This is a genomic window from Pantoea sp. NSTU24 (assembly GCF_050157905.1).
In the GTDB taxonomy this organism is placed as follows: domain Bacteria; phylum Pseudomonadota; class Gammaproteobacteria; order Enterobacterales; family Enterobacteriaceae; genus Pantoea.
Genome location: NZ_JBKIWZ010000001.1, coordinates 1,995,202 through 2,012,964 on the forward strand (window position 1 = coordinate 1,995,202; position 17,763 = coordinate 2,012,964).

Annotated in this window: 1 pseudogene; it reads right to left on the reverse strand. The window is 62.4% G+C overall.

The features are described from left to right. Positions 1-439 precede the first annotated feature (439 nt). Positions 440-17,493 (reverse strand): annotated as a pseudogene (locus tag ACLHDD_RS09500) (Ig-like domain-containing protein). Positions 17,494-17,763: the final 270 nt, after the last annotated feature.

Below are 17,763 nucleotides of genomic sequence, written 5' to 3' on the forward strand. Positions count from 1 at the left end.
TGATATTTCTGCCAGATGGCTAAAAAACAGCCACTATTAAGCCTCATCTTTCTCTTGAATAACGCATCGAATCGATGCAGAAAGCCGTGATTTTATTAATGTATCGGCGCAGGCGACGGGGCGTGCCGCAGGCTGAATCCGCCGCTGACCGGCCCGGTCCGCGCAGCGGTGCCCGGAATATGCCACGCATAAACAGGTAATAGCGGCAACAGTCAGACTTATCCGGCATCCTCTGACCTGTCAGCGCGGGCCGCTGAGGCAGGCTGATAAAGGCGTCATAACGGGACAAACGCGCCTTGCCGTTTGCTGCGCTTACCCTAATCCTTCAGGCTGTTAATGAATAGTGGCGATAGTCTGGAAAGTGTCAGGATTTCGTTATGAAAAAAAGCGGGTGCTTTCGCACCCGCTTCGCCTGTCGCGCTGACAGCATCTATGGTCTTTACACGACGTGAACCTGCAGATTCTGCTGTACCAGCACATCTCCCAGCGTGTTATCGCTGCTCAGCGCCGAGTTATGGTAGATCTCAAAGACTCTGCCCTCCACCGTACGCTCGCCGCTGACTTCCCAGATCCCGCCGTTGCTGTTAGCCAGCATAACCTGGCTGCCATCCGCGCCTTTGATCAGCAAATCGTCACTCTGTTTGTCCGTGATGTTGAGTGCCTCATTGAGATCGAGCTTCACAGCGTTGGTGCCGGTTTTGCCCAGGTCGAGCACCTCAATGTGTTCGACCTTCAGACCCAGCGCGGTGAGATCCAGCGTGAGATTTTCACCGTTCAGCACCAGAGTATCGGTGCCTGCACCGCCATCAATGTGGGTAAAGTTAAGGTCGCTGACCGTCACAATATCCGCACCGCTGCTGCCCGTCACCGAAGCCCCTTCCGCCGTGCTGCCATCTGCCAGCGTGATCACCACGCCGCCGATGGTGTAGACCCCCTCGTCTGCCGGGGCCGCCGTCACCGCCGCCACGGTCTCACTGACTGGAGCGGTTTCGCTGCTGCTGACCGGCGTCACGCTATCTGCCTCCGTGACCAGCGTGGAGGCTACCGCCACCGTGGCACTGCTCTCATCATTACTGGTGCTGGCCGTGTGCTGCGTCTCAGAGCCGACACTGGCGAGCGTGACAGCGTCATCCACGACTGAGAACAGCGCGACCGACTCGGTGGCCGCCAGCGTCACCGGCAGCAGCGAGCCCAGGATCAGGGTGTTGGTGGTGGTGTAGCTGTTGCCGGCCGCATCGACAATCGAGACTTTGGCCAGGGTATTCAGCGACAGCAGCAGACCGCCAAGCGACAGCAGCGACGGTGAGAAGTTAACGGCGTAACGTCCCAGCGCATCGGTCGTGGTATTCAGCGTCGGTCCATTACTGCCGTTGGAGAGCAGCAGCGTCACGCTGACTTTCGTACCCTGGGCCGCGTTCAGCGAACCGCCCTGTACCACCAGGCCATAGAGCGCAGAACCGACCAGGCTGAGCACCGGATCGACCCCGACCAGCGGCTGGTTATGCGACAACGCGGTAAAGGTGCTGTTGCTGGTCGCGGTGTTGCCTCCGATATCCGCCACCGTCACGGTCAGCAGATGACTGCCGTCCGCGATCCCTTTCAGCGTCGCTGACGGCACGCTGACGCTCCATGTGCCATCCGCCCCGACCGTGGTGGTGAGAACCGCGCCCGCCACGTTAACGGTGACCCTGCCACCCACCGCGTTGGTGCTGCTTCCCCGGATGATTTCACCGCTGTTTGCTTCCGCAATGTTGAGATAACCGTCACCGCCAAAGAAGCTGTTTACGCTCACCGTCGGCAGCGTGTGGCTCACCACCGCCAGCGACGACGACACCGTACCGGTGCTGCCTGCGCCGTTGACCACGCTGGCAGTCACGGTCTGCAGGCCATCCGCGATGGCGGCGAGGTTAGCCGCCGGCACAGAGAGGCTCCAGTTGCCGTTGCTGCTGACCGTGGTGCTGTAGGTCTGGCCGCCCAGCGTCACCCGCACCACCGAACCTTCGGCGTTGCTGGCGGTGCCGCTGATGGTCTGAGCCGTTTTCACATCTACGGCGCTCAGGGCACTGTCGCCAAACAGGGAGGTAATCGCGACCACCGGCGTCGACTGACTGATGACGCTGAGTGTGCCGCTGCTGTTGACCACATTGCCGTAGGCGTCCGTACCGGTCACCGTGACGGTTTTGGTGCCATCAGTGATTGCCGTCAGATCCGCTTTCGGTACGCTGATGCTCCAGTTCCCGCCGCTGACCACTTTAGTGGTGTAGGTCAGGCCATTCAGCGTGGCGCTGACGACAGAGCCCGCAGAGAGGCTGGAGGTGCCACTCAGCGTCTGGTTAGAGGCCAGATCTGCCGCGCTCAGCACGCCGTCGCCAAACACGGTATTGACGGAGAGCGTAGGCTGAACCAGTCCCAGTGACACGCCCGCGCTGGTGCTGCTGACGTTGCCGACCGGGTCAGTGACTGACGCGCTGACGGTAAAATTACCGTTCAGCAGCGTCGACAGCACCGCCGGAGAGACCGTGGTTGAGAAAGTCCCGTCTGCATTGACCAGCGCCGTGGCGGTGGTATTGCCAATTGCCAGCGTGACGCGGCTGCCTGCCGCGACCCCGGAAACCGTGCCGCTGATGGTCTGGGTTACCAGCGACTCGGCCAGGTTCAGCACACCGTCACCGAACAGCGGATTAAGGGTGACTTTTGGCAGATTGTGAATGCCGACCACGGCGGTGGCATTCGCGCTGCTGGTATTACCGGCACTGTCGGTCACACTGACGCCGACCGACAGCGAGCCATCGGCAAGCCCCTGCAACAGGGCTGGCGACAGCGAAACGTTGAAGTTACCGTTCGCATCGGTCGTCGTGACAAACTGCTGTGCGCCCACAGAGACCACCACGCGCGATCCTGCTTCCGCCCCCCCAATCACCCCACCGATCGTCTGAGCGACCAGCGCATCCGCTGCGTTCAGCAGACCGTCGCCAAAGAGCGGATTAAGGGTAATAGTCGGCAGCAGCGTATCGACCCGGAACCCGGCGCTGGTGGATGCGGTGTTGCCCGCCGCGTCCGTCACCGATGCGCCGACGGTCAGGTTGCCCTGCGCCAGCGAGCCCAGAATATCCGGCGTGACCGTGGCACTGAACGCCCCGCCCGCACCCACCGTCGCGGTGACCTGGCTGTTGCCGACCGTGAGCGTCACCGTCGCACCCTGGGCAACGTTGGTCACCACGCCGCTGATCACCTGTCCGGTAGCAATGTCGGCCTGGTTCAGCACGCCATCCCCAAACAACGACGTCAGTGAAATTGACGGGGCCTGAGTAAAGACACCGATGGTTGCGCTGCCGGAAGCCACATTACCGACCGCATCCCGGACGCTGACGCCCAGCGTCAGGTTGCCATCGAGCAGTGCGGTCAGATCGCTGGCCGGCAGGTTAACGCTCCAGGCCCCGCCCGCCTGCACCGTGGTGGTGTAGCTCTTGCTGCCAAAGGTCACTGTCACCTGCGAACCGGCCGCCGCATTCTGAATCACGCCGCCGACCAGCTGTCCGGCCGCGGCTTCCGCGATGTTCAGCAGGTTATCACCGCCAAACAGCCCGGTAAGCTCTCCCACCACCGGCACCGCATTGACAATTGACGTCACGGATTCCCCCACGATGCGGGTGTTGCCCGCGCCATCCGTCAGGGTCACGTTAAAATTCAGCGTGCCATCGCCTAACAGACCCAGCACCGATGGCGGCACCACGATGGCCCATTTTCCATCCTGCCCCACGCTGGTGGAGAGCGTGGTTCCGCCCAGCAGCACCGACACGGTCGCCCCCACGCCCGCCGAGGTCGCTACCCCGGAAATCGTCTGCGCCACGGTGGCGTCCAGCGCGCTGAGCGTGCCGTCGCCAAACACCGAATCGACCACCAGCGTCAGCGCGCTGTTGACCACTTTGTTGACCGTCAGCGTGGCGTCCGTCTGGTTTCCGGCGCCGTCACTGACCCGCACGCCAAACACCAGCACGCCTTCCGTCAGGCCCGCCAGCACCTCCGGCGTCAGGGTAAGGCTCCAGCGTCCATCCGCACCGACGGTCGCGGTGGCGAGAGGCGCCGCATCGCCCAGGTAGAGAGCGATCGTCTGGCCTTCGGCCCCCTGCGCACTGCCGGTCAGCACCTGACTGTTCACCAGGTCAGCGGCGTTGATCAGGTTGTCGCCCAGGAATGCATCCACCTGCACCAGCGGCGCAGAGGTATTGACCGTCACCGGCTGGCTGGCGGTGGCCACGTTGCCCGCCAGATCGGTCATCTGCGCGGTGATGGTAAGCGTCGTGCCGTCGGCCAGTGCCTGCATGGCGCTGGCAGGCACGGTGGTGGACCAGCTGCCGTCGCTCTGCACGACGGCGCTGTAACTTTGATTATCGAAGGTGACGGTAACCAGACGGCCCGCTTCGCTGGCATCGCTGGTGCCGCTGATGACCTGGCTGACACCACTTTCGCTGCTATTCACCTGATTATCGCCGGCAAATTCGTTGATAGAGAGCGTCGGAGGTGTCAGGTCGATCAGGACGTTACCGCTGGCGCTGACAGGTGTCGCGCCACCGGTCGCATTCACCGTGATCGCGACGCTGCCGTCCGTCTCCCCAAACGCACTGACCGGCAGGGCCACCGTTGACCAGTTGCCCTGAGCATCCAGCGTGGTGCTGTACTCCAGATTATTGATTACCACCGTGACCACGCCTCCGGCACCCAATCCGATCGAGGTGCCGCTTACGACCACCCCGCCCGCGAGATCCTGGGTGCTGATGATGTTGTCACCTGAGACGGTGCCCAGCGTCACTAACGGGCCTGCCGGTGGCGTCAGATCGACGGCCAGGCTGACCGAGCCCGTGCCGGTATTACCGGCCAGATCGGTCACCGCCAGATTCAGGGTTGTGGCGGTGCCAAAGGTCGCCATCTGCTCTGGCGTCAGCGTCACGCTCCAGCTGCCATTGGCCGCCACAATCGCGGTGCCCAGCAGCGTGTCATTCAGCGAGACCGTCACCACAGTTCCCGGTTCGGCACCGGTCACTGTGCCGCTGAGCAGCTGCGGCTGAATGCTCTCGCCGTAATCCAGCACGTTGTCGCCGGTAAAGTCCGTGATGCTGAGCACCGGCGGCGTAGTGTCGAGTACCAGCGCGCTGTTAATCGTCGTGCTGTTCCCCGCGCCATCAATAGCCGTGATGGTGACCGGATACGTGCCATCCGGCAGCGCCGAAAGCTGGGCCGCTGTCAGCGGCACCGTCCAGTTACCACTGGTGTCGGCCGTGGTGGTGTAGAGTTCGCCTCCCAGCGTCAGCTCAACGCGCTGATTCGGCTCCGCCTTACCGGTCGTGCCGCTCAGGTTAATCCCGGCGGCAGCCTCATCCGCATTCACATAGCCGCCCAGGAAATCCGGACTGACCACCGGTTTCGGTGCGATGAAGCTGGCGAAGAACGGCAGCTGCGCTGATGCGCTGTTGCCCGCCGCATCCACGACGTTAACCGTCAGCGTCTGCGCGCCATTCGTCAGCGAATTCAGAGCATTGGCCGGAATGTCCACCGTCCAGTTGCCGTCCGCATCCACCGTACCGGAATAGCGGCTGCCGTTGAGGTCAACGGTAATGCTGACCGCCTGATTTGCCCCAGTGCTGCCGGTAGTACCGGTCAGGGTGACCCCGGCCGCGGCTTCGCTGATGTTCAGCTGGTTATCGCCGCCAAAGGTGTCGGCACTGAAGGTCGGCACCGGCAGGGTAACCGCCGTCACCACGTTCAGCGCGGTACTGTCGCTGTTACCGGCGATATCTGTCGCGGTCACGGTGATGGTGTGGCTGCCGGTGGTAAAGGTCGCCAGCTGATCTGGCGTCAGCGTCAGTGACCAGCTGCCATCGTTCTGCACCGTGGCGGCCAGTGGCTCATTGTCGTTGAAACCTGAGATCAGAACCGCCACCGTCTGTCCGGCACCGGTAATGCCGGTGGATCCCGTCAGAACCTGCGGATTGAGCGCCTCGGCCACGTTGAGCGCCCCGTCGCCAAAGGGCAGGTTCAGTGTGACATCCGGCAGCGTGCTGATGGCCACCAGCACCGTACCGCTGGTGCTGGCACTATTGCCGTCAGCGTCAGTGACGGTCACGCTCACTGGCCAGTTACCGTCCGGCAGGGTCTGCAAGAGGGCCGGAGGCAGGTCGAGCGACCAGCGCGTTCCATCCGCACTCAGTTCAGCGGTGTAGCGTGTGCCATTGAGGGTCACCGTGACATCCGCAGCATTCTCACTGTTTACGGCGCCGGTCAGAACACCGCCTGCGGCCGCCTCTGCGGCATTAATACGACCATCGGTGAAGGGCGTATCCAGCGTCGGTTCCGCCAGTGGCGTCAGCGCCGAGGTGAACGTCTGGGTTGCCTGACTGGTGTTGCCTGCCCGGTCGGTCGTTACCAGGGTCAGCGTGTGCTCACCTGCACCCAGGCTGGCGATCACGTCCGGCGTCAGGCTGGCTGTCCAGTTGCCACTGGCGTCAACCGTGACAGTCAGCGGGATGTTCTGATCGCCAACCGTGACGCTGAGGGTCTGCCCCGCGACCACCGCAGACGTGCCGGTAACCTGCTGAACCACACCGGCTTCACTGATGTTGATGACGTTGTCGCCGAACTGAATAGCCGCAAAGGCCGCCGGAACCGGCGCCGTCTTCAGGATCTCGACGCCTGCGGTCGCCTGCGCCGGGTTGCCTGCCGCATCTGCGGCAGTAACGACAACCTGCGTCACGCCATTAACTAACACATTAAGCGCGTTTGGTGCCAGATTCAGCGTCCAGTTGCCGCTGGCATCAGTGGTCGTGCTGAACGCTTCCGTGCCGACAGTGATGTTTACTACGGTGCCTGCCGTCAGGTTGGCGCTGCCGCCACTCAGGGTTAACGGGCCCGCAATGTCAGCTGCACTGACCAGGGCGTCACCAAATGGCGTCTCCAGCGTCAGGGCTGGCGGCGCATTAAATGCCACGTTGAGCGACAGATCGCTGTCCGTTGTGACATTGCCCGCCGCATCGGTGACCGAAACGCTGATGCCGTTCTGTCCATCAGCCAGCTGCTGCAGATCGGCGGTCGGAATGGTCACTGACCAGTTGCCACCCTCCCCGGCCGTGGTGGTATAGCTGACATTGTTAAGCGTCACCGTGACCGGGAATGCGCCAGTGGTGGTGCCACTGATAGTCAGATCCTGCAGCGATTCTGCAATATCCAGGACCTCACCGGCACTGACCGTGATGCCGGTCAGTGCCGGAGGTGTGGTAATGAAGCTCACCGCCTGGCTGGCGGTGGCCGGGTTACCGGCAACGTCACTGGCCGTCACGATAAAGGTTTCCGTGCTGCCTGACGCCAGGCCCGTAAAGGCACCAGACGGCACCGTCACGCTCCAGTTACCGTCAGCGTCCAGAGTGGTGGTGTAATCATTGCCGTTAAACGACACCGTGACCGGCGACCCGGCTGCCAGCTGAGTACTGCCACCACTGACCACCACATCTGCCGCGGCTTCGAGGGCATTGATCACATCATCCCCTGCGATGACGTCGAGCGTCAGCGTCGGCTGAACCTGGGCACTGGCCAGCACGATCAGAGAGGCGCTGCTGCTGGCCGGGTTGCCCGACGCATCGGCAGCAACCACGACCAGCAGCTGGTCACCATCCGGCAGATTAGCGAGATCGGCGGCTGGCACGGTCACCGTCCAGAGCCCCTCTCCGTCCACCGTGCCGCTGTACTGGATACCGTTCAGCGTCACCGTTACCAGCTGGCCCGAAGCCAGGTTGGTGCTGCCGCCGCTGACGGCAAGATCCAGCTGCGCCTCCGCCTGGTTCAGGAAGTTATCGCCACTGATGGGATCGATGGTCAGCGTAGGCAGATTCACGCTGTCCGCATCACGAGTCAGGCTCTGCGTTACCGTGGTCGGGTTGCCCGCCACATCCGTCAGCGTCACCGTCAGTGGATAGGTGTTGTCTGTCAGCCCCTGCATGACGCTGGCTGGCAGCGTGACCTGCCAGGTACCGTCAGAGAGAACCCGGGTGGTGTAATCAACATCCTGGAAGCTGACGGTCACGGTCTGTCCGGCATCCTCTGCCGATGCACTGCCGCTGATGATGATGGGTTCCAGCACCTCCAGTGAGTTGATGATGTTGTCGCCGCTGACAGGGTTCAGGGTCAGTACCGGCGGCGTCAGATCCACCGTCACCGCACTGGTCAGCGATCCGCTGTTACCGGCGGCATCACTGGCGTTGATCTCCAGCACATTGACGCCCCCGGCCAGGAGCTGTACCTGCTCCGGCGTTAAGGTCAGCGTCCAGTTGCCCTCTGCATCTACCGTGGCAGGGTAATCATTTCCGCCCAGCGTCACCGTTACCGACTGACCGCTACCTGCTACGCCGGTTGTGCCACTCAGTGTCTGACTGAGCGCCGACTCAGCCAGGCTGAGATAGCCGTCACCAAACGGGGTGTTAAGCGTGACCGCGATGTCGCTGGTTGCCACGCTGATCTCGCGCGTTTCAGTCACCGGATTGCCCGCCGCATCGCTGACTGTCACCGTCAGGATATAGGCCCCGGCCGGAATACCCGCCAGCGCTCCGGCAGGCAGGGTCAGGCTCCAGTCGCCATCCGGGCCCACGGTAGTGGTCCAGATCTGATTATTAAGAGTCACGGTGATCCGCTGACCAGCCTCTGCACTGCTGCTGCCGCTCAGTTCAATCGGGGCAAGGCTTTCAGCGATATTGACGATGTTGTCATCCGCGACGGCATTCAGAATCAGGGTCGGTGGCGTCAGATCGACCGTCACGCTGCCCTGGCTGCTGCCGGTGTTTCCGGCGGCATCCTGAACCGTCACGGTGTAGTCCACCACCGCTTCCGGCAGATCGGCCAGCGCCGTGGCGGGCACGCTGACCTGCCAGTTGCCTGCGGCATCGACCGTGCCGGTGTAGGTGAGGCCATTCAGCAGCACGCTGACCGTCTGGCCGTCCCCTGTGATGCCCGTGGTGCCGCTCAGCGTCTGGGCGGTGGCGATCTCGCTGCTGTTGAGCGTGCCGTCACCAAAAGCCGACACGATCTGGGGTGCAGGCGGCGTGGTCAGTACGCTGAGCGAGGCTTCGCTGCTCAGAGCCGCCCCCCGCTGTCCGTCGCCGTGACCGTCAGCGTGTAAGGGCCGTCAGCCAGCGCGATCAGCGCCTCCGCAGGAATAATGATACTCCAGCGTCCTTCGGCCGACACCTGGGCCGTGTAGCTGACATTGTTAAACAGCAGTGTAATCACACCATCCTGCGGCACATTGACGGCGTTGCCGGTCACGATGAGCGGCTGACCCAACTCCTGTGCATTCAGATAATTGTCACCGCTGATGGCGTCAAGCGACAGGCCAGAGGCGTTACTGTTAATGTCAAACGTCAGGTCACGGGTGGTGGTGTTGCCCGCAACATCGCTGACGGCTACGGTAAAGGTGGCACTGCCATCCGCAATAGCAGCCAGCGCACCGGCTGGCACAATCAGGCTCCATGCCCCGCTGGCCTGTACCACGCCGCTGTAAACCGCACCGCCGAACGCCAGTGTAACCAGCTGGCCCGCTTCGACGTTGGTGGTGGTGCCGGTCAGACGCTGGTCGGTCAGGCGTTCCGCACCATCCACCACATTGTCACCCGCAAAGGCATCCAGCGTCAGCGTCGGCAGGCTGGCAGCCTCCACTTTCAGCACCAGATCGCGGCTGCTGGCAGTACTGTTCCCGGCTTGATCGGTGGCAGTAACCGTCAGCGGATAGCTGCCGTTGTTCAGGCCGCTGTAAATGGTGGCGGGCAGTTCCAGCGACCAGCTGCCGTTGCTGTCAGCGGTGGTGCTCAGGGTGGTGCCGTTGAAGCTGGCCACGATCAGCGCATTCGCCTCGCTGCTGCCATTCAGCGTCAGTGGCTGCTGGCTTTCCGCCGCGTTGATGATGCCATCGGAGGGGGTGATGACGTTCAGTACCGGCGGCAGCGTATCCACCTGCAGACTGCCAGCTGCCTGACTGCTGTTCCCTGCGACATCGCTGACGATCACGCTATAAGGGTTGTTGCCCTGCGGCAGCACAGCCAGCGCCTGTGGCGGGATCGCTACCTGCCAGTTGCCTGCGGCATCGACCGTACCGCTGTAACTGCTGCCATTCAGCGTGATGCTGACGGTCTGGCCGTCGCCCGTCACGCCGGTATTTCCGGCGATCGCGCCCCCGGCGGCGGCTTCCTCAGCATTAAGAATACCATCCGTAAAGGCCACGCCGGGTGTCGCAACCGGCAGCGCGCTGGCTATCACGGTCAGGGTGGCATCACCGGTGGCCAGCGTGACGCCGTTGCCATCACTGGCGGTCGCGGTGATAGTCAGCGGACCATCGGCCGCCGTGCTGAAGGTGTCCGCCGGCAGCGTCAGACTCCAGCTGCCGTCAGCGTTGACGGTCGTGCTGGCCGCTGTGTTGCCGGCGACCACGGTGACCAGGGCACCCACAGGCAGGCCGCTGGTGCTGCCGCTGACCGCGACAGGCTCATTCCGCTCCAGCGCGTTAAGGTAGTTGTCGCCGCTTATCGGTGCCAGCGCGAGCGACGGTAGCGTATTGTCGACAGTGAACGTAAGCGGGCTGGTGGCACTGTTACCCACAGCGTTAACCACACTGACGATCAGGCTCTGACTGCCCTCACCCAGTTCAGACAGTGCGCCCGCAGGCAGAATGATGCTCCAGCTGCCGCTGGCGCCGACAACGCCGCTGTAGTCGGTGCCGTTCAGGGAAATAACGACCTGCTGACCTGCCTCAACGTTACTGCTGCTGCCGCTGACCGTAATCGGCTGCAGCTGCTCGGCCGTCGTGACGATACCGTCACCCGCAAAGGTGCTGCTGTCAATATTCAGCACCGGCTGTACCTCCGGCGCAGTGGCGACGTTCAGATCTATCACCTGGCTGCTCTGGTTGCCGTTCACGCTGGTTTCGGTCACGGTAACAGGTACCGTACCCGACGGCAGCGCGGCCAGCGCCTCAGGTGAAATCTGCAACGACCACTGACCATTGACACCGACCGTGGTGCTGTAGAGCTGGTCATTAAGCTGAACAGTGACGATGTCGCCATTCTGGCCGCTACCGCTGATCTGTAGCGGCACCAGCACTTCGCTGCTGTTCAGAGCGTTGTCGTCGCCGATTGGGGCAACAGCCAGCGGCGGCAGCGTGGTATCCACTGTCAGCTCACTGAGCTGGCTGTTGCTGTTGCCGATGGCATTGGTCACGGTCACGACCACCGGATAGCTGCTGCCATTAGTCAGTGCGGCAAGTGCCGCAGGCGGCACCGGCAGCGACCAGTTACCCGTCTCATCAACCGTGCCAGTGTAAGTGACGCCATTCAGCGTCACGCTGATGCGGTCCCCCGCGCTGCCCGTACCACTGAAGCTGAGGCCGGCAGCCTGCTCGGCGTTATTCAGGATGCCATCTCCGGCAGGCAGATTCAGGCTGAGGTCAGGGGCGGCAGTGTCCACGGCAACCGGGAACGGCGTGGTGGCCACGTTGCCGTTTGCGGTGGTCACGGTCACATTGAGATCGTAACGCCCATCGGCCAGCTGCTGCAGGTCGGCAGAGGGCAGCGTGGCGGTCCAGCGGCCAGCGGCGTCCACTACCGCGTCATAGGACTCACCGTTCAGCGTCAGGCTGACGCTGCTGCCCGGCGTCACGGTGCCGCTGAGGGTCAGATCGGCTGCTGCTTCCGCCGCGCTGATGATGCCATCGACAGCGATCGGATCAACGGTCAGCACAGGCAGCCCGGTATCGACCGTCAGCGGTACGCTGATGCTGTTACTGTTACCCGCGACATCAGTGACCGTCACGGTAAACGGATTACTGCCCTGCGCCAGGGCCTGAAGGGCAGAGGGCGGCAGTGTGACGCTCCATTCACCATTCGCATCAACCGTGGCCGGATAGCGGATGCCGCCCAGGGTCACGCTTACTGCCTGACCCGGTTCAACGGAGCCGGTCAGCGTCTGCGCTACGCTGGCTTCAGCCGTATTAAGAATGCCATCGATGAAGGGCGTGTCGACCTGCGGTTCGGCTGGCAGTGTGGTCGCCACCAGCAGCGACTGGCTGGTCTGCACCTCACCCGACGACGCGGTCACCGTGATCGTGCCCTGCGGCAGATTCGCCAGATCGGCGGCCGGTACGGTCAGCGTCCAGGCGCCGTTTTCATCCGTTACCGTGGTATACACAGTGCCGCCCGGCACCAGGGTCACACTGATTGGGCTGCCCGCAGGCAGGTTCGCCGATGCGCCGCTGAGGACAAGGTTACTCTGGGCTTCCAGGGCATTCAGCGTGCCATCATCGCTGATCGGGGCAAGGGAGAGCAGCGGTTCACCGGAGACGACGACGGTGAGCTGGCCCGCGGCAGGCTGCGCCGGATTACCGGCCAGATCTGAAATCGCGACGGTAAAGGATTTATCCCCCGCTCCGCCCAGCGATCCGGCAGGCAGGGTGACACGCCAGCTGCCGTCAGCCCCGACTTCGCCATCGTAAGACTGGCCGTTAATTGTCAGCACTACCGGCTGGCCGGCCGGAATATTAGTGACACGTCCCGTCACCAGAATATCCGTCAGCTGTTCGGCGCTGTCGACCTGATTATCACCGGTCACAGGATCGATAGTCAGTACGGGCGGATTGTCCACCAGCACCGTGACGCTGGACGCAATGGTGCTGCTGTTGCCATAGGCGTCGCTGAGCACCACATTAATCGGATAGTTTGCATCGCCCAGCTGGCTGACGATCGCAGCAGGTACCGTCACGCTCCACAGGCCATCGGTGCCCACGGTCGCCGTGTAGGTGTCACCGTTGAAGGTGACGCTGACCAGGTTGCCCTGTGCGCCGCCGCGTCCGTCAATGACCAGATCCTGGGTGTGTTCCGCGATGTTGATATAGCCATCGCTGGCTGGTGTAAAGAGCTCCAGCAGCGGCGGCGTCGTGGCAAAAATCAGCGAACTGGCGGTCTGCGTACTGTTACCATCGGCATCCGTCGCCACGACCGAAATCGGCTGAGTACCGTCAGGTACACGGGTCAGATCTGAAGCCGGAACGGTTACGCTCCAGCGGCCATCCTGCGCCACAACAGCGGAGTAGGTGAGGTTGTTTAAGCTGACACGGACGATATCCCCTTCATCGCCGGTTCCGCTGACGACCAGCGGCTGCTGCGCATTGCCGACGTTGATCACGCCATCCGGGGTCGGCTCGTCCAGCGTCAGGGCAGGCAGTGCCGTTGACACCCGCAGTTCAGTACTCTGCGTGCTGCTGTTTCCGGCCAGATCGGTTACCGTGACCGTGACGGGCAGCGTCTGATTCGGCAGCGTAGCCAGGTCGGCAGCCGGTACAGAGGTACTCCAGTTTCCGTTAACATCCACCAGGGCGCTGTAGGTTTTGTCATTGAGCGTCACCGACACGCTGTCGCCTGGCTGACCGGTCCCGCTGATCTGCAGCGGCACCGTCAGTTCATTGTTGGTCAGGACGCCATCGCCCCCCGGCGCATTGACGGTAGCCACCGGAAGCTGAGTACTGACCGTCAGATTCTCAGTCTGCGAAGCCGTATTCCCGCTGGCATCGGTCAGCGTCACGATCAGCGGATAGCTGCTGCCATCCGCCAGAGCCTGCAGCGCAGAGGCAGGCAGATTTACCTGCCAGTTCCCGTCTGCATCCACGGTGGCGGTGTAAGTCTGATTGTTCAGCGAGACAGCAACACTCTCGCCTGGCCGGGCACCTGACCCGCTGACCGGCACACCTGACGCCACTTCAAGGTTATTAAGGATGCCATCGCCGCCCGCGATCTCCCCGACAATCAGCGTGGGTGGCAGCGTGTTGACGCTGAAGTTCAGCGTATCGTCCACGCGGTTGCCCGCCTCATCGATCGCGGCGATCGTCAGGCTGTTGGCACCCTGCGGCAGTAACGCCAGATCGCTGGCCGGCAGCGACAGGCTCCAGCTTCCGTCAGCATTGACGGTAGTGCTGTATGTTTTGCCGTTGAGTTGCAGCTCGACCTGCTGACCCGCCACGGCTTTACCGGTGCTGCCGCTGAGCAGCAGATCGCTGCCCGCCTCCAGCTGGTTAAGAATGCCATCGCTGATGGCACTCTCCGCGAGGGTTATCTGTGGCAGCGTGTTCACCACAACGTTCAGCTGGGCGGCATCGGTCAGCAGAGCGCCGGTGGTGTCAGTAGCCGTCGCCGAAATCACTTTGATGCCGTCAGTGATCCCCGCCAGATCGCCTGCTGGCACAGTGACGCTCCAGAAGCCATTGCTGTTCACCACCGCGCTGTAGGTGTTGTTGTTGAAATCAACCAGTACTGCCTGCCCCGGATTGACACCCACTGCAGAGCCGTTGATGACCAGGTCGCTGCTCAGCTCCTGCAGATTGAGGAAGCCGTCCAGGCTGACAGGTTCGGTGATGGTGATGACACCCGGCTGACCTGGCGCTGGCTCGACATTAATGTCACGGCTGTTGGTAGCCTGCAGCCCCGCTGCCGTCGAAACGCTGACCGCAATGGTGGTGGTACCTGCTGCCAGGGCGCTGAGTGCTTCAGGCGGGATCGATACGCTCCAGCCGCCGTCTGCATTAACCGTGCTGCTGTAGTTCTGGCCGCCGAGCGTAATGAAGACCGTCTGGCCCGTTTCAACATTGCTGGTGCTGCCGGAGAGCGTCTGATCCAGCGTTTTCTCGCTGTTGTCCAGCAGATCGTCACCGGCAAACACGGCGATCGTGACCGTCGGTGCGCCCGGTTGTGACGGGGCCTCTACCACAATCGACCGATCTTCATTCGCCGCGATTCCGGCCTGCGTGGTGACGCTGGCAGTGATGGTCGCACTTCCCGCTGCCAGGGCGGCCAGTGCGCTGGCTGGTACGTTCAGGTTCCAGCTGCCATCGCTGTTGACCGTGGTGCTGTAGGTCTGATCACCCAGCGTGACCGTCACAACCTGACCGGCTTCGACGTTCGAGGTGGTGCCGCTGAGCAGCTGATCGCTGGTTTTTTCATCGTTGCTCAGCACATCATCACCGGCAAACAGATTGATCGTGATAACGGGCTCGCCCGGCTGCGTCGCCGGGGCTTCCACCGCAATGTCGCGGGTTTCAATGGCGATGACACCTGCGGCGTTGCTGACTGACACGTTAATTGCATTGGATCCCGCAGGCAGATCCCCCAGCGCGGCGGCCGGGATGCTCACGCTCCAGTTTCCATTGCCATCTACGGTGCCCAGGTAAGTCTGTCCACCCAGGGTGACGGTTACCGTCTGGCCCGCCTCGACGTTAGTGGTGTTGCCGGAGAGCGTCTGGGTGGTGCCTTTTTCGTCATTGCTCAGGATGTCATCCCCGGCAAACTGACCAATGGTGATAACAGGATCGCCCGCCTGTGTAACCGGAGCCTCGACATTCAGCGGCAGGCTGTTGGTCGCCGTGTCACCAGCCGCGTTGCTGACCGATACCGTCAGGGTTGTTGTGCCCGATGCCAGGGCACTCAGGGCGACCGATGGCAGCGTTACGCTCCAGTTGCCCTGTGCGTCCACAGTGCCGCTGTAGGTCTGTCCGCCCAGAGTCACCGTCACCAGCTGACCCGGTTCCACGTTGCTGGTGCTGCCAGTCACGGTCTGATCGGTGGTTTTCTCCGCGTTGCTCAGCTGATTGTCGCCCGTAAAGTCATCCAGCGTGATCGCGGGCGGGCCCGTCACCACCGGTGTATCGACGCTGATGGTGCGGTTTTCGCTGGCCTGCGTACCCGCCTGATTAGTGACAACGGCAGAGATCGCGACCGATCCGGCGGCCAGCGTATTCAGTGCTGCAGACGAGAGCGTGACGCTCCAGTTGCCCTGCGCATCCACCACCGCGCTGTAGGTCTGATCGCCCAGCGTGATGGTCACAACCTGCCCCGCCTCCACGTTGGCGGTGCTGCCGCTCAGGAGCTGGTCGCTGTTTTTCTCGCTGTTGCTGAGGATGTCATCCCCCGCAAACTGATCGATGGTGATAACCGGCGTGCCCGGCTGCGTCGCTGGTGCCTCAACGGTGAAGGTCAGACTACCGCTGGCAACGGTGCCTGCCTGGCTTGCGACGGTTGCCGTGGCGGTCACTGAACCGGCGGCCAGTGCCGCCAGCGCATCGGCAGGCACGGTAATGCTCCAGCTGCCGTCGGCCGCGACGCTGCCGCTGTAACTCTGCCCGCCCAGCGTAACGGTAACGATCTGCCCGGCCTCAACGTTGCTGGTACTGCCGGAGAGGGTCTGCGGCGTGCTCTTTTCGGCGTTGCTCAGCACGTCATCGCCGGTGAACGGAGCGATGGTCAGGGAGGGCACGCCTGGCGTAGTGTCCGGTGCCTGCACCTGGATGCCCAGAGTGGCGGACGCCGTTGTGCCGGCGGCGCTGGTGACGCTGACGGCGATGGTGCTGCTGCCCGCGGCCAGCGCGGAGAGCGCGGCGGCCGGGATGGCGACACTCCAGGTGCCATCTGCGCCAACGGTGGCGTTATAAGTCTGGCCGCCCAGCGTGACCGTTACGATCTGTCCGGCCTCGACGTTACTGGTGCTGCCGGAGAGGGTCTGCGGGGTGGTTTTTTCGTTGTTATCCAGCAGATTATCGCCGGCAAACGGATTGAGGCTGATGGCAGGCGTTGCGGGCGTGCCAGGATCGGGGGCGGTCACGGTAACAGGCAGGCTACCGCTCGCCGTCGTACCCGCCCCGTTGGTCACACTGACATCGATAGTCGTGCTGCCCGCCGGAAGCGCCGCCAGAGCCGCGGCCGGAATCGTGACGCTCCAGCTGCCGTCCGCCCCGACGGTGGTGTTGTAGGTCTGGCCGCCCAGCGTCACGGTGACAATCTGACCCGCTTCGACATTACTGGTGGTCCCGCTCACCACCTGATCGCTGGTTTTCTCGGCGTTATCCAGTACACCATCGCCGGCAAACGGATTAAGGGTGATGGAAGGTGTGCCTGGCGTCACCGGGTTTCCGGGGTCAGTGCCGCCGCCGTTATCTCCGCCGCCACCGCCACCGCCTAAGCCCACGGCCAGTCCGGCTAAGCCCAGCACGCCCAGACCGCCCGCGGTGATTACGCCCATTGAGGTGTTAGTGTTATCGGCCAGCAGCAGCGGCTCTACGCTGTCCAGAGATTCGTAGGTTGGTGTGACCGAACTGGAGGCCAGCTCAGCCCCTTCTGCGGTTTCCGGGAAGAGCGCATGTTCCGGTGGATTAACGCCATCGTCGAACACCAGCTCGCTATGCTGGCCATCGGCGTCGTCCAGGAAGAATTTCTGATAGCGAACGGTGCTGCCGTCGCGCATGTGCAGCACTAAATCGTTGCCCTGGCGCTCATATTGAGTGACAAGGGCGCGCGTGCCGTTGATACGCACGACACTGGGCTCGGTAAGGTTAATGGATTGTGATGAACCGGCAACCGATTGTGAGATGAGCGTGCCATTTTCGCGCGAGATAATATCGACACGGCCTTGCGTGAGTTCTGCCATTTTTAACCTCTATTCCACCAGATTGGCTAATGTACTGAATCCACAAACATAAATTATTTTTATGCTTATGATTTTCACATTTAGGTTTACCTCCCTGAAAAGGAAGGTGTATCCACCTGGTGGTCAGAGAAACAGCGCAGCAAAACTACGGCAAAGACCCGGCGTATTGCGGGATACGTCGCTTTTTTTTGTTGGAATTTTCTTGCAGACTCGCGGAGAACGTAACGGTTCTGACAAATTGATTTTTAGCGTAGCCGGATGAAAAATCAA